The sequence below is a fragment of the Sphingobium sp. FG11 genome (assembly GCF_057809915.1).
In genome coordinates, this window is sequence record NZ_JBMDKW010000001.1 from 210411 (window position 1) to 229146 (window position 18736).

At 66.1% G+C, this 18736-nt stretch carries 22 protein-coding genes and 1 riboswitch; of the genes, 4 read left to right on the top strand and 18 right to left on the bottom strand.

What is annotated here, in order from left to right; genetic code table 11:
• Positions 1-2: 2 nt before the first annotated feature.
• On the bottom strand, positions 3-884 hold the full coding sequence (locus tag ACODSN_RS01070; protein WP_489052433.1) for a TIGR03619 family F420-dependent LLM class oxidoreductase: 882 nt from the start codon (positions 882-884) through the stop codon (positions 3-5).
• 298 nt (positions 885-1182) lie between these two features.
• Here ACODSN_RS01070 and ACODSN_RS01075 point away from each other — a divergent pair, with 298 nt between their 5' ends.
• Positions 1183-1335 (top strand): hypothetical protein, encoded by a 153-nt coding sequence (locus ACODSN_RS01075; RefSeq protein ID WP_489052435.1) that lies wholly within the window; start codon positions 1183-1185, stop codon positions 1333-1335.
• A 1-nt stretch (position 1336) separates the two neighbouring features.
• Here the strand turns inward: ACODSN_RS01075 and purU are convergent, their stop codons facing one another.
• The 3 genes from purU to ACODSN_RS01090 form a co-directional block, all read right to left on the bottom strand.
• On the bottom strand, positions 1337-2179 hold the full coding sequence (gene purU / locus ACODSN_RS01080; RefSeq protein WP_489052617.1) for a formyltetrahydrofolate deformylase: 843 nt from the start codon (positions 2177-2179) through the stop codon (positions 1337-1339).
• 106 nt (positions 2180-2285) lie between these two features.
• Positions 2286-3299 (bottom strand): 2-oxoadipate dioxygenase/decarboxylase family protein, encoded by a 1014-nt coding sequence (locus tag ACODSN_RS01085; protein ID WP_489052437.1) that lies wholly within the window; start codon positions 3297-3299, stop codon positions 2286-2288.
• 72 nt (positions 3300-3371) lie between these two features.
• Positions 3372-4382: an SPOR domain-containing protein gene (locus ACODSN_RS01090; RefSeq protein ID WP_489052439.1), complete on the bottom strand. Its 1011-nt coding sequence runs from the start codon at positions 4380-4382 to the stop codon at positions 3372-3374.
• A 287-nt stretch (positions 4383-4669) separates the two neighbouring features.
• Between ACODSN_RS01090 and ACODSN_RS01095 the strand changes: the two genes are divergently transcribed.
• A complete protein-coding gene (locus ACODSN_RS01095; RefSeq protein ID WP_489052440.1) occupies positions 4670-6067 on the top strand; it encodes an SPOR domain-containing protein in 1398 nt (465 codons plus the stop codon).
• Positions 6068-6098: 31 nt separating this feature from the next.
• Here the strand turns inward: ACODSN_RS01095 and msrB are convergent, their stop codons facing one another.
• Positions 6099-6548: a peptide-methionine (R)-S-oxide reductase MsrB gene (msrB, locus tag ACODSN_RS01100; RefSeq protein ID WP_489052441.1), complete on the bottom strand. Its 450-nt coding sequence runs from the start codon at positions 6546-6548 to the stop codon at positions 6099-6101.
• A 71-nt stretch (positions 6549-6619) separates the two neighbouring features.
• Between msrB and ACODSN_RS01105 the strand changes: the two genes are divergently transcribed.
• Positions 6620-6880: a hypothetical protein gene (locus tag ACODSN_RS01105; RefSeq protein WP_489052443.1), complete on the top strand. Its 261-nt coding sequence runs from the start codon at positions 6620-6622 to the stop codon at positions 6878-6880.
• Here ACODSN_RS01105 and cobU read toward each other — a convergent pair whose 3' ends face one another.
• The 10 genes from cobU to ACODSN_RS01155 form a co-directional block, all read right to left on the bottom strand.
• Positions 6881-7393 carry a bifunctional adenosylcobinamide kinase/adenosylcobinamide-phosphate guanylyltransferase gene (gene cobU, locus ACODSN_RS01110; protein WP_489052444.1) on the bottom strand — a complete coding sequence of 171 codons (513 nt, stop codon included), beginning with the start codon at positions 7391-7393 and terminating at the stop codon, positions 6881-6883. It abuts the gene before it with no gap.
• Complete coding sequence (locus ACODSN_RS01115) at positions 7390-8853, bottom strand: cobyric acid synthase (protein ID WP_489052446.1); 1464 nt, start codon at positions 8851-8853, stop codon at positions 7390-7392. Before ACODSN_RS01115 ends, cobU begins: the two co-directional genes overlap by 4 nt.
• The gene (gene cbiB, locus ACODSN_RS01120; RefSeq protein WP_489052447.1) at positions 8841-9779 is read right to left on the bottom strand and encodes an adenosylcobinamide-phosphate synthase CbiB; all 939 of its coding nucleotides are present in this window, start codon (positions 9777-9779) and stop codon (positions 8841-8843) included. The genes ACODSN_RS01115 and cbiB overlap by 13 nt, the downstream gene beginning before the upstream one ends.
• Positions 9772-10749, bottom strand: a complete 978-nt coding sequence (locus tag ACODSN_RS01125) for an aminotransferase class I/II-fold pyridoxal phosphate-dependent enzyme (RefSeq protein WP_489052449.1) — start codon at positions 10747-10749, stop codon at positions 9772-9774. Before ACODSN_RS01125 ends, cbiB begins: the two co-directional genes overlap by 8 nt.
• Complete coding sequence (locus ACODSN_RS01130) at positions 10746-11477, bottom strand: adenosylcobinamide-GDP ribazoletransferase (RefSeq protein WP_489052451.1); 732 nt, start codon at positions 11475-11477, stop codon at positions 10746-10748. Before ACODSN_RS01130 ends, ACODSN_RS01125 begins: the two co-directional genes overlap by 4 nt.
• Positions 11474-12043, bottom strand: a complete 570-nt coding sequence (locus ACODSN_RS01135; RefSeq protein ID WP_489052452.1) for a histidine phosphatase family protein — start codon at positions 12041-12043, stop codon at positions 11474-11476. Before ACODSN_RS01135 ends, ACODSN_RS01130 begins: the two co-directional genes overlap by 4 nt.
• Positions 12044-13054: a nicotinate-nucleotide--dimethylbenzimidazole phosphoribosyltransferase gene (gene cobT / locus ACODSN_RS01140; RefSeq protein WP_489052454.1), complete on the bottom strand. Its 1011-nt coding sequence runs from the start codon at positions 13052-13054 to the stop codon at positions 12044-12046.
• Positions 13051-13458, bottom strand: coding sequence for a DUF1636 domain-containing protein (locus tag ACODSN_RS01145; RefSeq protein WP_489052456.1), 408 nt, complete (start codon positions 13456-13458; stop codon positions 13051-13053). Before ACODSN_RS01145 ends, cobT begins: the two co-directional genes overlap by 4 nt.
• 184 nt (positions 13459-13642) lie before the next feature.
• A riboswitch (cobalamin riboswitch) is annotated at positions 13643-13835 on the bottom strand.
• A 20-nt stretch (positions 13836-13855) separates the two neighbouring features.
• A complete protein-coding gene (locus ACODSN_RS01150; RefSeq protein ID WP_489052457.1) occupies positions 13856-14644 on the bottom strand; it encodes an ABC transporter ATP-binding protein in 789 nt (262 codons plus the stop codon).
• Positions 14638-15660 (bottom strand): FecCD family ABC transporter permease, encoded by a 1023-nt coding sequence (locus tag ACODSN_RS01155; RefSeq protein ID WP_489052459.1) that lies wholly within the window; start codon positions 15658-15660, stop codon positions 14638-14640. Before ACODSN_RS01155 ends, ACODSN_RS01150 begins: the two co-directional genes overlap by 7 nt.
• Positions 15661-15721: 61 nt before the next feature.
• On the opposite strand from ACODSN_RS01155, the gene ACODSN_RS01160 reads away from it, so the two are divergent.
• Positions 15722-16570 carry an ABC transporter substrate-binding protein gene (locus ACODSN_RS01160; protein ID WP_489052461.1) on the top strand — a complete coding sequence of 283 codons (849 nt, stop codon included), beginning with the start codon at positions 15722-15724 and terminating at the stop codon, positions 16568-16570.
• Positions 16571-16582: 12 nt separating this feature from the next.
• Here the strand turns inward: ACODSN_RS01160 and ACODSN_RS01165 are convergent, their stop codons facing one another.
• The 3 genes from ACODSN_RS01165 to glk are packed head-to-tail and all read right to left on the bottom strand — an operon-like array spanning position 16583 to position 18735.
• Positions 16583-17095 (bottom strand): hypothetical protein, encoded by a 513-nt coding sequence (locus tag ACODSN_RS01165; protein ID WP_489052462.1) that lies wholly within the window; start codon positions 17093-17095, stop codon positions 16583-16585.
• Positions 17096-17152: 57 nt separating this feature from the next.
• On the bottom strand, positions 17153-17770 hold the full coding sequence (gene eda, locus ACODSN_RS01170; RefSeq protein WP_489052464.1) for a bifunctional 4-hydroxy-2-oxoglutarate aldolase/2-dehydro-3-deoxy-phosphogluconate aldolase: 618 nt from the start codon (positions 17768-17770) through the stop codon (positions 17153-17155).
• The gene (gene glk, locus ACODSN_RS01175) at positions 17770-18735 is read right to left on the bottom strand and encodes a glucokinase (RefSeq protein ID WP_489052465.1); all 966 of its coding nucleotides are present in this window, start codon (positions 18733-18735) and stop codon (positions 17770-17772) included. Before glk ends, eda begins: the two co-directional genes overlap by 1 nt.
• Between the last annotated feature and the right edge of the window lies 1 nt (position 18736).

Sequence of the window (18736 nt, forward strand, 5' to 3'; positions counted from 1 at the left end):
GATCACTGAAACGGCTTGATGATTTGCATCAGATTTTCCAGATTTCGCCACTGTCCTTCGACGCTGTCTTGGAGGAATGTGAACAAGATCCGGTGAAATCCCATGGCGTGAAGTTCTTCGATCCGCTGACCCGCATTTTCGGGAATCGAGAATTGGGATAGCGGGTCCATGACGACGGTGTGGTCGAGATCGTCGAAGGACCGGCCCGCGCGGGCCATTTGCTCGCGCAGATCGGTCATCAGGTCGGCCATCTTATCCCCCTGATCGACCGGAACCCAACCGTCGCAATAATCGGCGATGCGCGGCAAGGCGAACTTGTTCCATGCCCCCATCAATATCGGCGGGCCGCCGGGTCGCGCGGGCCGGGGACCAGACCACATCGGTTCGAACTTGACGAAGTCGCCCGAAAATTCGGCGACTTCGTTGGTCCATATCTCTCGCATCGCCAGAACGGTTTCACGCACCACCTTCCAGCGATCCTCGAAGGCAACGCCATAATCCGCCATTTCCTCCGCGCTCCATCCGGCCCCGGCGCCCACGATAAGACGGCCATTTGAAAGATGATCGAGCGTCGCCAGCATCTTGGCCAGTCGGATGGGATGATGTTCGGGCAGCAGGATAACGGATGTGCCGATCTTGAGCGTCGTCGTCGCTTCCGCCGCGCTCGTCAGCGCGATCAGCGGATCGAACAGATCCTGATATTCCCTGGGGGTTTCGCGATATTGCGGGCGAAGCGACTTCTGGCCCGTGGGCACATGGGAATGTTCGCCATACCAGAGGGATTCAAATCCGTTAGCCTCCAGAAACCGGGCGAGGTCACGGGGCGCGATCGTCGAGACCGTCGCTCCGCTGCCCAATCCGAAAACAGGTCCATCTCCGCGCATATATCCTCCTGGCAACAGGCATCCAGTGGTCGCTCTTGCTTGAGCGCCACCACGCTAGACACGCGGCCCGTCTCTCACAACCCTGATGTGATCGGGCGGAGACGGTCCCAAGCCGGCATGAACCGGGGCCAAGAAAACCTATCTTTCCAATTTCAACTATATCGGTAGATATACCGGCGAGCGTAAAAACTCCGCGGCTTTTGAAGGATGTCAGCTTGCTCCGCGTCACCAACGGCTAAAGCGCACGTTTCCGAAGCGACGACGCAAGGTTCCGTGTTCCCTTGAGAAGGAGAAGACGATGACCCGCAAGACCCTTTTGTCCCGCAAGCGCCAGCACAGCCTGACGGCAGCGTCGCTGCCGGTTCCGCATCCGTCATGGTCGCGCCGGGAGCGTGTACATGGCGGCGCGGCGCTTGCGCCCGATGATTTCTGGTCGCGGCTGGGGCTTTAGCCTAGCTGAAAACCACGGTCTTGCCGCCGTTCAGCAATACGCGCCGGTCGGCGATCCAGCCGACGGCGCGCGCCAGCACCTGCGATTCGATGTCGCGGCCGATGCGGATCATGTCGTCCGCTGTGGCGCGGTGATCGACGCGCTCGACCGCCTGTTCGATGATCGGTCCTTCGTCGAGGTCGGCGGTCACGAAATGGGCGGTCGCGCCGATCAGTTTGACGCCGCGTTCGTGGGCGCGATGATAGGGACGTGCGCCCTTGAAGCCGGGCAGGAAGCTGTGGTGAATGTTCACGCAGCGTCCGGCAAGTTGCGTCACCAGCTCTTCCGACAGCACCTGCATATACCGGGCGAGGATCAGATATTCCGATCGCGTGCGGGCGAACAGATCGAGCAGCGCGGCCTCCTGCGCCGGTTTGTCGCCATTGGGGGGCAGTTCATGATAGGGAATGCCATGCCATTCGGTGATCCGGCGCATGTCGGGATGGTTGGACGCGACGCCCATAATGTCCACGGCCAGCGTCCCCGTTTGCCAGCGATGGAGCAGGTCGGCGAGGCAATGCGATCCCTTGGACACGGCGATCAGCATCCGGGGCTTCTCATCGGCGGGGGTGAGGCGCCAGTCCATCGCGAACGAATCGCCGATCGCGGCGAAATCCGAGCGCAATTGTTCGGTGCCGCTTGTCGCCTGCGCAGATGTTTGTTCGAAGGCGACGCGCATGAAGAACAGCCCGGCGGCGCGATCCGCATATTGCTGGCTGTCGGTGATGAACCCGCCCCGGTCGGCGAGAAAACGGCTGACCGCCGCGACGATGCCGACGCGATCGGCGCATACCAGCGTGAGCACCCAGGAGGGCACGGGAACGATATTCAAGAACAAGCCTCCTGCATGCAGAGCGGATGCGTTGCCCTACACGCTTATGCCTATCAAGCCTTTAAGTCCGCCGCGCCGATCATGAAGACGATGTCATGGCGAAGATGCCGGTCGCGTTGCCGGTGTCGAAAGCCAGGTCGATCCGGCCGGTCGCGGGGTCGATGTCGCGGCTGATAAATTCGAAGAAGGAGCCGGGCACGCGACGGCGCTCACCGTAGGCAAACTCCCGCTCGACGCTGTCGGCGCGCAAGGCGGTCTGGCGAACGCGCCCGCTTGCGGAGATTTCCAGCCTGTCCTTGATCGGCGCGCCGTCTGTTTTCAGGCGATCGGCCAATGCGGCCACATCGTCCACCCGGTCGGTCGCGTGATTGAAGGCATTGCCTTCGGTGGCGATCCACGCGGCTTCGCTGGACCGGGACAGGAGCAACTCATAATCCTCAGTGGCCGGTGGCGCGTGATGCCGGTCGAATGCGGCGACGATGGAGGGGAGCGCGCGTGCGGCGTCGTCCATACCGATGCTTTCGCCTGCCGCGAACCTGTTCAGCACGGCTTTTGCCTCTTCGGTCAGGGGATCGCGGGTCGTGCCAAACACTCGGGCTGCCGCATCGATACATTCGGGATCGAAGCGATCCACATGCAGTTCGCTCAGGAAAAATTGCGGGATGGCTTCGGGCAAATCCGCGTGCCGATAGGCGCGGCCGGTCATCCGCAGGCGATCAAGCGGATAGACGGCCGCCATTTCATAGCCGAGGGGCCGGAAGATGCGGGTGAAGGCGTCCTCGCCCGGCGGAACCTGCCCGGTGGGACCTTCTGGCAGGCGGATAGTGCGCAACGCGCCATGGTCGAACGTCATTCTCCGCCCGCGCCGCAGGGCGTCGGCGACATAGGCGGCTCCGCTTGGCGTCCGGCGCAACAGATCGTGGAACAGCGCGACATTCATCGCCATCGCAAAGACGGCGCGTGACACGGTGGGGGTGCGCTCGGCCAGCAGGCGCGGATCGATGGCCAGCGCGTCGAGCGCGGACCGTCCCTCCGCCTCGCCCAGTAGCGTGGTCGTCAGTGCGACGAGGCTGGCTTCATTCTCCCGCGTCATGCCTTGGCTCCCTCGAAAAAGGCCCATGCGTCATATAGGGATGGTTTTGTTGCAGGGGGAGCCGCCCGGCGATCACATTTTCTTGGGCATGCAATCCGATCCGGCCGCCTTGATCGAACCGCATAGCTTGGCCGCTTCGGCGCTGCTGCCCAGCGGGCCGGCCTGAAGCCGCGTGACCGCGCCGCTTTTTACCAGATAGGGTTGATAGGAGGAAAGACCGCGCACCTTGCCGGTCAGGCTGGCCCATAGCGCGCGGGCGCGCCCATCCTCCCCGAATGCGCCAAGCTGAACGCGCCAGCCCGATCCGCCAGCCGGTGCGGCGATAGCGGCGGCAGCAGTATGGGTGGTACGGGGCGTCGGCAGGGCGGGCTTTGGCTTGACGGTGGCGACCTGCGTGGGGCGCGCTGGTGTGACCGGGGGCTGACCGATGGTCGAGGGCGGCAATTGGGTCGAGCGGATCGATGATTGGTCGGGGCGGGCGACAGGAGCGGGCGGCGGCGGAGCGGCTGCGGTACGGGTGGCCTGCTGCCCCAGCGTGGCGGCGAGCGCCAGCCCCTGCTTGCGTTGATCCTCGGGAATATATTTGTCCATCTGTTGCAGGCTGGTGGTCGCCTGCGGCAGGCCGGAAGCGGCAGCGCGCGTCATCAGCGCATAGCCGCGAACCCAATCCTTGGCGGCCAGATCGCCGTTGAACAGGGCGGTGCCGACGATATATTGCGCGCGCGCATCGCCCCGGCTGGAAGAACGCTGAAGATAGGGCATCGCATTGGCGCGGTCGCCCTGCTGGAACATCAACAGGCCCAGATTATCCTCGGCGCGCACATGGCCCTGAGCGGCGGCCTTTCTATACCAGTCGAGTGCGGCGGAGAGATCGGTCTGGACGCCCCGGCCGAGCTTATAGGCCTGACCCAGATTGAATTGAGCGTCGGCATCGCCCTGCTGTGCCAAGGGACCCCATTCGGCGACGGCCTTACCGTAATCGCCCTGCTGCCATGCATCGACGCCCGTCTTGACGTCCGCCAGCGCCGGCCCGGTCAGTCCGAGCGCCACGGTCGCGGCCAACATCCCCCAATACAGCTTCATTCGCACATGCTCCCGCCTGTCTATCGTGCTTCGCGCGCGATCGTCCCGGCCGGATTATCATAAGAATAGTCGGGTTGACACGCAGTTAACCCTGCCGCGCGCCAAGTTCGGCCAGTCCCGACGCGGTTAACCATTTTTTAGGTGCGATCATGGCATTGCAAGCTGGAACGGGATTTCTCCTGGGAGATTTGCGTGCGCGTTTCGGCATTAGCATCGCTGACGATCGACCGGATGGCCCAGCAACTGCCGCGTGGACGCGGGTGTCTGAACGAAGGGTGGATATCAACATGAAGCGCACGACATTTGGAAAGGCGATGATCGCATCGCTGCTCGTCGCGACGACCATGGTCGGGTGCAGCGGCGCGGCGTTCCGACGCACGGCGGTAGCAACCACGCCGGAAAAGGACGCCGCGAAACTCGCCGCGAAGGCGCAGAAGGCTTTGGCCGCGCGCGACTCGGCTGGAGCCATCGAGGCAGCGGAAGCCGCAGTACGGGCCGCGCCGGGCAATGCCGACTATCGACAGATATTGGGGCGCGCCTATGTCGCCAACGGTCGCTTCGCTTCTGCTGAAACCGCGCTGACCGACGCGATGACTCTGGGTAACAGCGATCCGCGCACGATTGTCAGCCTGGCGCTGGTGCAGGTGGGTCAGGGCCGCAATGACGCGGCCCGTGCGCTGCTCGCCGCCCATATGGACACGGTGCCAGCCGCCGATTACGGCCTCGCCATCGCCATGGCGGGCGACACCGCTGAAGGCGTGAGGATATTGTCCGGTGCGATCCACGATCCGTCCGCCAACGCGCGCACGCGCCAGAATCTCGCCTATGCCTATGCTCTGGCCGGTCGCTGGAAAGACGCAAGGGTGCTGGCCGGCGAGGATATGGAGCCGCTGGCCGCCAATCAGCGAGTCGCGCAATGGGCGATGATGGCCGATCCCGCGCTCGCGCCGCAGCGTGTGGCTACTCTGATGGGCATCACGATCAATCCGGCGGACACGGGCCTGCCCACGGCGCTCGCGCTTGCGCCTACGGCTCCTGCCAGCGCTTTGGCGGATGCCGGGTCGGCCAGCGCCGCGCCTGCTTCATCGGACGGGACGTTCGCGGACCCCGGACAACAGATTGCGGCGGTCGATCCCGTACCGGCCCCTGCCGCATCCCCCATCATTGAGACGGCTGCCCCCGCACCCGTTATTCAGGCATCGCAACAGCCGGTTCGCTCGGCAGCGGTCGCCACGACCTGGCCCGGCTTCGTGATGGAAGGCCGCAGCGCCAGGTCCAAAGCCGTTCACGCCAAGGCTGTTGCTCCCCGCGTGGCTATGGCTGCTCCTGCCGCCAGGATGCAGCAGGTTGCGCTGGTCAAGCCAGCCTCTGGTAACGCCAGTAACTGGGTTGTCCAGCTTGGCGCGTATGATTCGGCGGCGATCGCGAAGGAACGGTGGACGAGCATGGCGCGCGTCAATGGCATGCTGGCGGCTTTCCCGGTGCTGACCAGCCAGGTGACGGTCAAGGGCAAACCCTTCCTTCGGCTCGCGGTCAGCGGCTTTTCCAGTCGCGCCGACGCTGTAAGCCTGTGCCATTCGGTGCAGGCGCAGCGGGGCAAATGCTTCGTCCGTGAAGGCGCGCCTGGCGCGATGACGCAACGCTGGGCCGTGACGGCCAAGGCGCGGCAGTTCGCATCGCGCTAAAAATTCGGGGGCCGCGCGCAGCGGCCCCAATTTAGGCGATATCTTCGACCTGGGGCAGATAGTCCCCATAGCCCTGCGCCGTCATCTCGTCACGATGGACGAAGCGCAGCGATGCCGAGTTGATGCAGTAGCGGAGGCCCCCGCGATCGCGCGGGCCGTCTTCGAACACATGGCCAAGGTGGCTGTCGCCATGCGCCGATCGCACTTCGGTGCGGACCATGCCCAGCGAGGCGTCGCGCAGATGGCTGACATTGGCCGGTTCGATCGGCTTGGTGAAGCTGGGCCAGCCGCAGCCGGATTCATATTTGTCCGCGCTGGCGAACAGGGGTTCGCCCGACACGATATCGACATAGATACCCGGTTCCTTGTTGGCGAGCAGCGCGCCGGTGCCGGGACGTTCGGTGCCGCTTTTCTGGGTCACGTAAAATTGTTCGGGGGTCAGCCTGTCGAGCGCTTCGGCAGTCTTGCGATATTCGGTCATGGGTTCCTCCTTCGGCAGCCTATATGGGCGCAGCGGGCACATGATTCCAGCGGGGCGGCGAAACGGGCGACATGGCGAAAAAGCGGCGATATCTGACGGCCACCATGGCTGATGGCTATGTGAAGATGATCGGGCCGACGCGCGACCCGTTCACCCATTATTGGCGGATCGTCGCGCAACTGGAAAATGGCCGGACCGAGGTTTTCTGGGGCCATAGCCGCTCGCTGGCCGAGGCGAAGGGCAAGCGGGCCGCGATGGAAGAGGCGGCGCGGATGCGGGGATGGACCGGCTATGCGTTCGAGGTGGTCGAACTGGTCGAAACGCCGGCCTGATTATTTCAGCCGTAACGGCAGGCCGGCGGCGACGAACAGCACTTCGTCCACCGCCGCCGCTAGCGCCTGATTGACCCGCCCGGCTTCGTCGCGGAACCGCCGGGCCAGCGCATTGTCCGGTACGATCCCCAATCCCACTTCATTGGCGACGAGGATAATCGGCCCTGGCGCGCGGGCGATCGCGAGCACGAGTTGTTCCGTTGCGGCGGCGATGTCCCGATCGGCCAGCAGCAGATTGCTGGTCCACAGTGTCAGACAGTCGATCAGCAATATGTTCGTCCCGCGGCCATGACGGTCGATCGCGCCCGCCAGATCGACGGGAGCCTCCACCGTCGACCAGCGCGGGCCGCGATCGGCCTGATGCAAGGCGATCCGATCGGTCATTTCATCGTCGAAGGCGTGCGCCGTGGCGACAAAAATCAGGTCTCCCGCCAGCGCTTCCGCGCGCGCCTGCGCATGGCGGCTCTTGCCCGATCGCGCGCCGCCAAGGATGAGAAGCGATCGGCTTGTCATGGGCGGTGCGCCTCTTGGGACAGGGCGATGAGGGCGTCGACGTCAATATGCTTCTCGATCGCGATGGCGATTTCGTCCAGCGCCCGATCGACCGAGGCGTGATAATCCACGCCATCGCCGCGTGCGCCAACCTTGGCGAGCAGCGCCGCCCGCTGGGCCGGATCCGCGAGGATGCCGTGGACATAGGTGCCCATGACCGAGCCGTCAGCGCTGATCGCGCCATCGGTGCGGCCATCCTCAAACCGGGCGAAGGGTTTGCCGGTATCCGCTCCGACGGTTTCGCCCATATGCATTTCATAGCCGTCGAACGGCGCGCCGAGCGCTTGGCCGCGCACGGGCTTGAGCGCTTTTACGGGCGTTAGGATCGTTTCCACATTGAGCAGCCCAAGCCCTACGACGTCCGCGGCTGCTCCCTCTATCCCATGCGGGTCGGCGATGCGACGACCGAGCATCTGATAGCCGCCGCACAACCCCAATATCATGCCGCCCCGGCGATGATGGGCGAGGATATCGATGTCCCAACCCTCCGCGCGAATCGCAGCGAGATCGGCGATCGTCGCCTTGGACCCCGGCAGGATGATGAGCGACGCATCGGCGGGGATCGGCTGGCCGGGCGGCACCATCAGCAGTTCGACGGCGGGTTCGAGCTTCAGCGGATCGAGATCGTCGAAATTGGAGATTCGCGGCAGGATCGGGCAGGCGATCAGCACACGGCCGGTCCCGCGATCCGTGCGCCGTTCCAGCACGACCCCGTCCTCACTTGGCAGGCGCGCCGTCGCCGCCAGCCAGGGAACTACGCCAAAGCCGCGCCAGCCCGAAAGCGACTCGATCTGCTGATAGCCGTCCTCGAACAGTGCCGGATCACCCCGGAACTTGTTGATGATGAAGCCCCGGATCATTGCGGCGTCGGCGGGATCGATCACGGCTTTCGTACCGACGACCGCCGCGATCACGCCGCCGCGATCGATGTCGCCGACCAGCAGCACAGGCACCTGCGCCGCGCGGGCAAAGCCCATATTGGCGATGTCGCCCGAGCGCAGGTTGATTTCCGCAGGGGAGCCGGCGCCTTCCACCACCACGATATCGCAGGCGCGCGACAGGCGGCGATAACTGGCCATCACCTCGTCCAGCAGCGCGCCGCGCGCCTGACGATAGTTACCCGAGCCGAGCGTGCCGCGCACCTTGCCATGGACGATCAGTTGCGAGGTGCGGTCGGCCTGCGGCTTGAGCAGTACCGGGTTCATATCCGTATGCGGGGGGACGCCGCAGGCCATCGCTTGCAGGGCCTGTGCCCGCCCGATTTCGCCGCCATCCTGCGTGACGGCGGCATTGTTCGACATATTTTGCGGCTTGAACGGGCGTACGACATGCCCGCGCCGGACGAGCGCGCGGCACAGGCCGGCGACCAGCACAGATTTACCGACATCCGATCCCGTGCCCTGCAGCATCAGAGCGCCCATGCGACGCCTCCCGTGATCAGCCATAAAGCGAGGCAGGCGCGCAGATAGATGGCGAGGGCGCGGTCGATGTCCCGCGCCGTTGCCTGATCGCGCCCGTCGCCGATCCATGGCTTGTCATGCATCACGCCATCATAGCGGATGGGACCGGCGAGCCGCAAATGGAGCGCCCCGGCTATCGCCGCCTCGGTCCATCCGGCATTGGGCGAGGCATGGTTGCGGGCGTCGCGCCACATCACGCGCCACCCGCCGGGCGCGACCATACAGAGAAGCGGGCCACCCAGCCGCGCGGGGGCCAGATTGAGCAGGTCGTCGGTGCGGGCGGCCGCCCAGCCGAAGGCGCGCCAACGCTCCTCCCGATGTCCGATCATGCTGTCGGCGGTATTGATCGCCTTGTAGATCCACAGACCCGGCAGACCGCCCACCAGCAGCCAGAAGAGCGGCGCGGTGACGCCGTCGCAGAAGCTTTCGGCGAGGCTTTCGATGGCGGCGCGGGCGACGCCAGCCTCATCCAGTCCCTCAACGTCGCGGCCGACGATCATCGCGACCGCGTCGCGCGCCCGGCCGAGATCGCCCGCGCCGAGCGCTCGTGCGACGGCGCGGACATGATCGTACAAACTGCGTTGCGCAAGGCCGGGCGCGGCGAGCAGCGCGCAGGTGATCCAGCTCCAATGACCGGGCATGGCGGAGGCGAAACGCTGGAGGGCCAGGGCTATTCCGCCTGTCAGCAGGACGAGAAAAAGCATCGTGACGATGCCTAGCGTGCGCCGGACGGCGAATGCGGCGTCCGACCCGTTCCACCGCGATTCGCACCGGGAAATAACCGCCGCGAATGCGCCGACCGGGTGGCCGACGCGGCGATAGAGCGCGTCCGGCCAGCCGAAGGCGGCTTCGATCGCGAGTGCGGCGAGGGCGATCGGTTCAGCCATCGGACAGCGCCCGATCCAGCCGGGCATATGCGTCGTTCGATCCCGGCAGGCCGAGGCGCAGCCAACGGGGATCATAGTCGAATGGACGGGTCAGGATCGCGCTGGCCGCCAGCTTTTCGAAGAGCGCCATCGCATCGTCGGTCTCGACAAGTCGGAAGAGCGGGCATTCGCCCCAAGCGGTCAGGCCATACCGCGCCAGCAGGGCGTCGAGCGCCGCCGCTTCGGTTCGCAACCGAGCGCGCATCGTGTCGATCCAGCAATGATCGCGATAGGCGGCCGAGCCGATGGCGATGGCGGCCGCTGAAACCGGCCAGGAGCCAAGGATCGCGCGCATCTGCGCAAGCAGCGGCACCGGGCCGATGATGAAGCCGAGGCGAAGGCCCGCCAGTCCGAAAAATTTGCCGAAGGATCGAAACAGCAACAGTCGGCGATCGTTAGTCACATGGGCAGCGAGGCTTACGTCAGGGTTGGAGTCAGCAAAGGCTTCGTCGATCACCAGCCACCCGTTCGCCGCCTCCAGTCGGTCGAGATGTGCGAGCATTATCGCCTCATCGTGCACTGCGCCGTCGGGATTGTTCGGGTTGGCGAGTAAGAGGATGCCGCCAGCGGCGGGCGTGCCGCCTAAGTCCGCTTCGCCACCGGAAAACATCTCCGCATGGGTGCGATAGCTTGGCCAGCCGTAGCGCGCAGGGCCGGGCAACAGGCGGCCGAGCAGTCGCAGGCCGATCTCGGTGCCGGGGAGGGCGGCGACATGGGCGGGATCGACGCCGAAATGCTGCGCGGCGGCAACTTCCAGTACGCGCAGGTCATGTTCTTCAGGCAGCCGCCGCCAGTCGATGTGCAGGCCGTCCGCACCGGGCCAAGCGTGGGGATTGATGCCAGTGGACAGGTCGATCCACGGTTCGGCTGTCGCCGAGAAGCGGGCTTTGGCGTCATCCAGCCGGCCGCCGTGAAAGGTCCATGACGTCATGCCAGCCGCATCCCGACAACCGTCGCGATGAGCAATCCCGTCTCGACCAGTTCGATGCCCGCGCCGTGGCCATCGCCAGAAATGCCGCCGATTGATCGTCGTAGCCAGTGGCTCCACAGGAACAGCAAAAGCGGCGTCGCCAGCAGGCAGGGGCTGCGCCATGCGGCGGCGGCCAGCGCCACTGCCCACAGGCCGATGTCGACGGGGCGTACGGCGTCGCGAAAGCGCGAGGCGAGGCCGGCGTGGAGCGGTGGCAGCCAGCGCGTCCAGACGAGGGGGGCAATCCGCGCTGCAAATGGGATTAGCGCGAGCGCCAGCCATGCGTGGCCGATGACGAGGGTGTGGAGCAGAACCAGCTTGGCGATCAACTGCAACGCGATGGCGACCACGCCAAAGCTGCCGACATGCGGGTCGGCCATCACCGCAAGCAGGCGATCGCGATCCTTGTGCGCCGCGCCACGCGCATCGGCGAGATCGGATAGCCCGTCGAGGTGAAGCGCGCCCGTCACGCTGACCCACAGGGCGAGCGCGGCCAGCGTGCCGGTCCACTCGTCGATAAAGGCGCCAGCCCAGCCGCCTGCCGCCACCAATGCGCCGACGATCAGCCCGATGAAGGGGAACCAGCGCATCGAGGCTGCAAATTCAGCATCCGTGGCCGCGACGGAAGGTGCAGGCAGCCGGGTCAGGAATTGCAGTGCGAGGATAAAGCTCTTGCCGGATGATTTCATGAGACCAGCGCCACGATCTGCGCCGTCGATGGCGCACCGGGCCACACCCGGAGGCTCAGAAGGGCGGCATAGGGCAGGTCGAACGCCCAGCATTGGCGCTGGCTCAGGCCGCAAAGGATGGCAAGGGTGGCGCGCATCGCCCCGCCATGGGTGACGACGAGCGTATTTTGCGGTTCGAGGTCGCCTAAAGCCGCCGCTACCCGGTTCACCAAATCCGACCAGCGTTCGCCCTGGGGGGGCGGATTGGCGTCGGGATCGTCCCAGAATGCGCCGATCGCCGCCTCGTCCAGATTCTGCGAGGATTGCCCCTCCCAGTCGCCGAAATGTAGTTCGCGCCAGCGCGGATCGATGGTGGCGGCAAGCGCGCGATCTCGCGCGATCGCTGAAGCGGCGTGTTCGGCACGACTGAGATCGGAACTAACGATATGGTCGATAGCGAGAGGACCCGCCCGAACACGACAGGCCTCGATCCCCGCCGGAGTCGATGCGACATCGGTGTGGCCGATCATGCGGCCGGGAATCTCGGGCGCGCCGTGCCGCAGGAGATGGAGGAGGAACGCCGACATTCAAGCTGCCGAAACGGCGGCCTCCGCAAAGGTCGCCATCTGTGCGTGCGTCGCCAGCGCCGCATGGACGATGTTGGCGGCGACGGCCGCGCCGCTGCCTTCACCCAGCCGCATGTCGAGCCGCAGCAGGGGATTGAGGCCCAAGGCTTTGAGCAATCCTTCGTGGCCCGGCTCCGCCGAACAATGACCGGCCAGGCAATGCGCCGTGATTTGTGGGGCGGCCGTTGCGAGCGGCGCGATGGCCGCGCAACTGATGAACCCGTCGAGCAGCACCGGCACGCGCAACTGGCGCGCGCGCAAAATCGCGCCCGCCATCGCAGCGATCTCGCGCCCGCCGACCCGGCGGAGCGTTTCGAATGCGGTGGCCGGGGCGTCACTGTGAAAGGCGAGGGCGCTGTCGACCACGGCGATTTTGCGGTCGATGCCGGCATCATCGACGCCGGTGCCCGGCCCGGCCCATAAAGCGCCATCGCCGCCCAGACTGCGCGCGCATAACGCTGCTGCCGCCGTCGAATTGCCGATACCCATTTCGCCGAGCACGAGCAGGTCGAGCGAGCTATCTACACTGTCCGCGCCCGCCGACAGCGCCGTCAGGCACTCCGCTTCCGTCATCGCGGGGGCAATCGTGAAGTCGGCGGTCGGCCGGTCGAGATCGAGCGCGACGATTCTGAGGTCGAGTCCGGCCGCGCCGGCCAGCGCGTTGATGGCGGCGCCGCCCGCCCTGAAATTGCCCACCATCTGCGCGGTCACTTCGGCGGGAAAGGCACTGACGCCCCGCGCGGTCACGCCATGATTGCCCGCGAAGATCACGGCGCGCGCCCGATCGATGCGGGGGATAGCACGACCCTGCCATCCGGCGAAGAAGATCGCGATATCCTCCAGTCGGCCGAGCGATCCGGCGGGCTTGGTGAGTTGCGCCTGCCGCTCGCGCGCCTGATCGATTGCGGCTTCGTCTGGTGCGATGCTTTCGTGGAGTGCGGCCTCGAAATCCGCGATATGGGAAAAGATCATTCCGCGACAAACCCCGGCGGCGGCGTGCGGGTGATGAAATGGCCCTTCACCCCCGATGGCCAGTTGGCGAAGGGCACGCGGCCATGATCGCTCGCCGCATAATGGACGGCATAATCCAGAATCGCGCGGGCGGCCTCGCCATCGGGCGTGAACCGCCCCAGCACATAGCCGACCTTGCCCGGCGCGCGCAGATGCACCGTGCAGAAATCGCTACAGGCGAACAGGCAGGGCATTTCCTGCACGGCGATGTCGGCATAGCGCGGGTCAGACGCCTTGGCGTCGCGGAGCGCCGCGACGAGGCGGGCACCGCCACGCGAGCCGTCATCATCTTCTCTCGCCTCCGCCGAATGGCGGCAGGTGTTGCAGGCGACGATGGCGGGGCCGTCTTCGACTGGTTTCAGCATCCTCGCGCCTTCGCGACGATGAATGGACAGGAAATGAGGATCATCAAACAGGCACCCTACGACATCGGGGCCGTCGATGCGGGACGTGCCCGGCGCTTGGACGCGCCAGACAGACCCGCAAAGCGCGGCCGGCCATGTCGTCTCTCGGGTTCACCCCCGTCCGCCCGGAACACCCTGTCCGCACGAAGGACGACCGCGACCGGCAGGTCTCCTGGCTCGCGGGTCCATGCCGGTTCGCGCCGCCTTCTCAAGATCGATCGACCTCAATGGCATGATGCGCGATGGCTCGCCGCTTACAGTTGCAGGGGCAGCCGGGGATTATCACCCCGTTCCCATTTTCATCCCCGTAAAGGGGAACCTGTCGCGCCGTGGGCCATAAGTCGAGCATCGCGCCGCGTCAATCGGGACGCGGGGCGATCCTTTCGAGCGGCACGACCAGCGGCGCGGCATGAGCGAGGTCGATATGCGCCCTGATGCCATAAACCGCCGCCAGATTTTCGGGCGTCAGTACTTCTGCGGGCGCGCCATCCGCTATAAGGCGGCCTTCCCGCATCAACAGCAGGCGGTCGCAATAACGAGCCGCCATCATGAGGTCGTGCAGCACGGCGATCACCAGCCCCCCGGCCCGCGCCTCGCGCGCGAGCAATTCCATGACGTCGAGCTGATGCCCCGGATCGAGCGCGGCGAGTGGCTCGTCGGCGACCAGACCCGGCGCGCCGACGGCGAGCGCCCGCGCCAGCATGACCCGCGCCCGCTCGCCACCGGACAATTCGGTGGCGATCCGGTCGCGCAGATGGCCGACATCGGCACGGTCGAGCGCTTGCGCCACCTGCTCCCGGTCCGTGTCGGAGATATGCGACATCGGACCTAAATGCGGCAGACGGCCAAGTGCGACGAGCCGCTCGACCGAGAGCGGCCAGTGCAGCGTCTGGCCCTGCGGGAGATAGGCGATCGATCGTGCGACGACGCGGCGGCCGATGCTGGTCACGGGCTGGCCATCGATCAGGGCCGATCCTTCGCTTGGAGGGACGAGGCCCAGCATGGCCCGCACCAGCATCGATTTGCCCGCGCCGTTCGGGCCGATGATGCCGACCAGCGATCCGGGCGCGAGGGTCGCGCTGACTTGATCCACCACCGCCCGCTGCCCCAGCCGGACGGAGAGGCGGTCGAATGTCACGCTCACCATAGCCGCCGCTCCCGCAACAGATGGACGAGAAAGACCGGCACGCCGAGAAAAGCGGTCAGCACGCCGAGCTTTAGCTCATTCTGCGTGGAGATGAGCCGCACCGCTATGTCGGCGAGTGTCAGCAGCACCGCGCCCGCAAGCATCGAGGGAAGGAGAACGGCCGAGGGACTCCGGTCCGTCCACGGCCGCACCAGATGCGGCACGATCAGCCCGACGAACCCGATCGATCCCGACACCGCGACTGCGCCGCCCACGCCGATGCCGACGCCGAGCAGCAGGCGCAGCCGCGTCCGCCGCAGATCGACACCCAGCGCTTGCGCGCCATCCTCGCCTAGCGACAATGCATCGAGTGCGCGCCCGTCGAACAGCAGCAGCGCGGCGCCAATGACGATACAGGGCAGGGCGATCCAGACATGATCGACCGATCGATTTTCGATCGAGCCGAGCAGCCAGGTGGTGATTTCCATCGCCGCGAAGGGATTGGAGGAGAGGTTGAGCGCAAGGCTGATCCCGGCGCCCGCCATGGTCGATACCGCGATGCCCGCGAGGATCAGCGTCAGCGGGCTTTCCGAATGGCCCGACAGAGTGAATAGCAGGACGAGCGCGAGCAGGCCTGCGCCGATTGCGAGCGCGGGTAGCATCAGCGGATTCCATTGGGCAAGGCCGAAATAGATCGCGCCCACCGCACCCAGAGCCGCCGCGTTGGACGCGCCGATCACCGACGGTTCGGCCAGCGGATTGCGCAGATAGCCTTGCAGGGCCGCACCAGCGAGACCCAGCATCGCTCCGACCATCAGGCCCACCAGCACACGCGGCAGGCGCAGGTCGAGGAGGATCGCCGTCGCGAGCGGATCGCCATGACCGGCCAGCACCGCCATCAGGCGCGTGGGCGCAATCGTGGCCGCGCCGATCGAGAGCGAGGCGACGGCCGCGAGCAGAATCAGCAGGATCAGACCGGGGATCAGCGCGCGATGGCGAAGGACGGGATGTTGGGCGGTCGGCACGGCGTCTCGCATGTGGATCGATCGCCCCGGCTGCGCTTGTCTCGCGCTTGTGGGGCGTTATGGATGGCGCTCTATGCCATGGTTCAAATCCCCGCGCACGGCCTATCTGGCCCTGATCGCTGTCATGCTGCCGGTCGGAGCGGGGGTGATGGCGTCGGCGGCCCGGCCCGTGGCACGGCCCCAGCGCATCGTGTCGTTCAACATGTGCGCGGACCAGTATCTGCTTGCGCTTGCCGACCCTGCGCAGATTGCAGGGCTGACCCGGAACGCGACAAATCGGGAATTGTCGGCGGCGGCGGACAAGGTTGGCCGCATCCACATCTTGTCGAGCGCCGCCGAGGAAGTGATGGCGATCAGCCCCGATCTGGTGGTGGGCGCGCCCGCGCGGCGCGGCCTGATGATGGAGGCACTGGCGGGACAGAATTATCGCACCGTCCCGCTCGAAAGCGCCGAAAGCTATGCCGATATCGTCGCGCAGATCCGCACGGTCGCGGCGGCGGTCGGCCATGTCGCGCGAGGCGAGGCGCTGGTCGCGCGGATGGACAGGGCGCTGACGGCGCTGCCAAAGGCGGGGGAAGGCAAGGTCGCGGCCTATTACCAGCGGCGCGGATTCCTGACCGGGACGGGGACACTGATCGATGAATTGATGAGGCGTGTGGGCCTCGTCAATCTGGCGGGTAGGCTCGGCAAGCCGGTGCTGTCGCAGATGAGCCTGGAGGAATTGATGGTCGCGCGGCCCGATTATCTCATCGTGGAAAGCGCGACCGACCGGGTGACCGATCAGGGCACGGAAATGCTGCACCATCCGCTGCTGCGCCATATCCCGCGTCTGCGCATTCCGCAGGCGTGGACGGTATGCGGCGGCCCCGCCTATGTGCTGGCGGCGGAATCACTGGTACGCCAGTTACGGGCGCGCCGCTAAGTTTCGGAATCTTCAGGCAGGAGTCAGGCGGCCCTTGAGCGCGTCGATCCGGTCATTCTGCGCATCCACCGTCGCGAGCGCCCCGGCGCGGGCGGCGTCGATGGCGTCCGCTCCGCCCTGTGCCTTGCCGTCCGCAATGGCGTTGTTACGCTCGACATAGAGGACATCGAGGCTGGCAAGAGCGGATACGCTGTCGTTGCGCGCGGCTTCGAGGGCGCTGATTGCCGTCTGGGCTGCGACCCACGCATCGCTCGACACGGGTGCGCCGCTGGCCGTCCGCACCGCGCGTTCGGCGGCGGGATAGGCTTTGTCGAAGGCGTTGCGACCGGCATCGGCCTGCGTCGCGAGACGGGCGATGTCCGCCGCGAGCGAAGGGTCGGCGGGCGCAGGTGGCGGCGGCGGTGAAGGCTGCGCCACCGGGGCATCCTCGATCGGCCGTTTGGCGAGCGAGGGATAGGCCGTTTGCGCGCCGGCGCAACCGGACAGCAGCAGGATGAGGGAGGGGAGCAGCCGGCGCAGGATCATGGCAGAGCATCTAGGACGGCGCGGGCGCGGGCGCAATGGGCGGAACCCGCGCGTCGTTCAGCGCGGGAGAGCGGCGGCCTGCCGCGCCAGTGCCTCGATCGCGGCGGGATCGACCGGCCCCTTGGGCACCACCCAGCTACCGCCGATGCAGGTGATGAAGGATTCGGCCAGCCATGTGGGCGCGCTTTTCGCGGTGATCCCGCCGGTGGGGCAGAAGCGCGCGGATTGCAGCGGCGCGGCCAGCGCCTTGAGCGCGGGCAGACCTCCCGATGTCTCGGCCGGGAAGAATTTGAAGTGGGACAGGCCAAGGTCCATGCCGCGCATGATGTCGCCTGCGGTCGCGGTGCCCGGCAGGAAGGGAATATTGGCGCTGATCGCGGCCTTGCCCAAGGGTTCGGTAAGGCCGGGACTGACGATGAAGCGCGCGCCCGCCTCCAGCGCGGCATCGAGCTGCGCGTGATTGAGGACGGTGCCTGCGCCCACTACGGCGCCCTTAACCTGGGCCATTTCGCGCATCACCTCCAGCGCGGCAGGCGTGCGCATCGTCACTTCGAGTGCGGGCAGGCCGCCCCTCACCAGAGCCTGCGCAATGGGGATCGCATCCTCGACCCGGTCGATCACCAGCACCGGAATGACCGGAGCCAGCTCCATCACCTGCCGAACATCGAGCGACATTATTTCTTCTCCCGAAAGGCGGCGGCGGCGCCATAAAGGCCGATCTCATCATGCAGCGCGATGCGGATCGGCACGGATTTCATCAGGCTTTCGAATCGTCCCTTGGCCGAAAAGCGCGCGTGGAAGCCGCTGCCGGGCAAAAGGTCGCGCATCCGCTGGGTCAGGCCCCCGGCCAGCACGACGGTATGGGGACCATGGGCCAGCGCCAGATCGCCGACCACCGATCCGAAGCAGAGGCAGAAGCGCTCAAAGGCGGCGCGGGCGAAAGTATCGCTGCCATCCAGCGCCGTCTGCCACAGTTCGGCATCCTCCATCAGCGTCACACGGTCGTGGCCGATCGTCGCCATCGCTTTGTAGATATTGTTAAGGCCCGGACCCGATACGATCCGCTCGGTCGATACGCGCAGGAACTTGTCGCGCAAATAGGCGAGGATTTTCTCTTCCAACGGGTCGAGCGGCGCGAAGTCGAGATGCCCCCCTTCGGTCGCGACGACATGGGGGACCCCGTCGTCATAGGCGATCATCGCGACGCCAAGCCCGGTGCCCGGCCCGACGATGGTGACGCCACCGTCGCTGGGCAGCGGGCGATCTTCCCCGAACAGCAGCGGCAGATTTTCGAGCGGCAGGCGCGACACGGCATGGGCCACAGCCTCGAAGTCATTGACGAGCCGAAGGTGGTGAAGGCCCAGTTCCTCGTCCAGCGACTCCGGGCGGATGACCCATGCGCTATTGGTAAGCTTGATGACGTCGCGCCCGATCGCGGTGGCGAAGGCGATGGAAGCGGCCGTAGGTAGGTCGCCGCCTTCATCCCGCGCGAAAGCGGCCCAACAGGCTTGCAGGCTCGGATAGTCCGCGACCTTATATTTGCGCACGGTGCCCAGCGTCGGCACACCGGCCGCATCGAGCGACGCGCGGGCGAAGCGGGCGTTCGTCCCGCCGATATCGGCGGCGATGATATCGGTCATA

Excerpts from the sequence above, each read along its gene's own strand:
- ACODSN_RS01070 (WP_489052433.1), bottom strand. The coding sequence starts at position 884 with ATGCGCGGAGATGGACCTGTTTTCGGATTGGGCAGCGGAGCGACGGTC.
- ACODSN_RS01075 (WP_489052435.1), top strand. The coding sequence starts at position 1,183 with ATGACCCGCAAGACCCTTTTGTCCCGCAAGCGCCAGCACAGCCTGACG.
- ACODSN_RS01085 (WP_489052437.1), bottom strand. The coding sequence starts at position 3,299 with ATGACGCGGGAGAATGAAGCCAGCCTCGTCGCACTGACGACCACGCTA.
- ACODSN_RS01090 (WP_489052439.1), bottom strand. The coding sequence starts at position 4,382 with ATGAAGCTGTATTGGGGGATGTTGGCCGCGACCGTGGCGCTCGGACTG.
- ACODSN_RS01095 (WP_489052440.1), top strand. The coding sequence starts at position 4,670 with ATGAAGCGCACGACATTTGGAAAGGCGATGATCGCATCGCTGCTCGTC.
- msrB (WP_489052441.1), bottom strand. The coding sequence starts at position 6,548 with ATGACCGAATATCGCAAGACTGCCGAAGCGCTCGACAGGCTGACCCCC.
- ACODSN_RS01105 (WP_489052443.1), top strand. The coding sequence starts at position 6,620 with ATGGCGAAAAAGCGGCGATATCTGACGGCCACCATGGCTGATGGCTAT.
- cobU (WP_489052444.1), bottom strand. The coding sequence starts at position 7,393 with ATGACAAGCCGATCGCTTCTCATCCTTGGCGGCGCGCGATCGGGCAAG.
- ACODSN_RS01115 (WP_489052446.1), bottom strand. The coding sequence starts at position 8,853 with ATGGGCGCTCTGATGCTGCAGGGCACGGGATCGGATGTCGGTAAATCT.
- cbiB (WP_489052447.1), bottom strand. The coding sequence starts at position 9,779 with ATGGCTGAACCGATCGCCCTCGCCGCACTCGCGATCGAAGCCGCCTTC.
- ACODSN_RS01125 (WP_489052449.1), bottom strand. The coding sequence starts at position 10,749 with ATGACGTCATGGACCTTTCACGGCGGCCGGCTGGATGACGCCAAAGCC.
- ACODSN_RS01130 (WP_489052451.1), bottom strand. The coding sequence starts at position 11,477 with ATGAAATCATCCGGCAAGAGCTTTATCCTCGCACTGCAATTCCTGACC.
- ACODSN_RS01135 (WP_489052452.1), bottom strand. The coding sequence starts at position 12,043 with ATGTCGGCGTTCCTCCTCCATCTCCTGCGGCACGGCGCGCCCGAGATT.
- cobT (WP_489052454.1), bottom strand. The coding sequence starts at position 13,054 with ATGATCTTTTCCCATATCGCGGATTTCGAGGCCGCACTCCACGAAAGC.
- ACODSN_RS01145 (WP_489052456.1), bottom strand. The coding sequence starts at position 13,458 with ATGCTGAAACCAGTCGAAGACGGCCCCGCCATCGTCGCCTGCAACACC.
- ACODSN_RS01150 (WP_489052457.1), bottom strand. The coding sequence starts at position 14,644 with ATGGTGAGCGTGACATTCGACCGCCTCTCCGTCCGGCTGGGGCAGCGG.
- ACODSN_RS01155 (WP_489052459.1), bottom strand. The coding sequence starts at position 15,660 with ATGCGAGACGCCGTGCCGACCGCCCAACATCCCGTCCTTCGCCATCGC.
- ACODSN_RS01160 (WP_489052461.1), top strand. The coding sequence starts at position 15,722 with ATGCCATGGTTCAAATCCCCGCGCACGGCCTATCTGGCCCTGATCGCT.
- ACODSN_RS01165 (WP_489052462.1), bottom strand. The coding sequence starts at position 17,095 with ATGATCCTGCGCCGGCTGCTCCCCTCCCTCATCCTGCTGCTGTCCGGT.
- eda (WP_489052464.1), bottom strand. The coding sequence starts at position 17,770 with ATGTCGCTCGATGTTCGGCAGGTGATGGAGCTGGCTCCGGTCATTCCG.
- glk (WP_489052465.1), bottom strand. The coding sequence starts at position 18,735 with ATGACCGATATCATCGCCGCCGATATCGGCGGGACGAACGCCCGCTTC.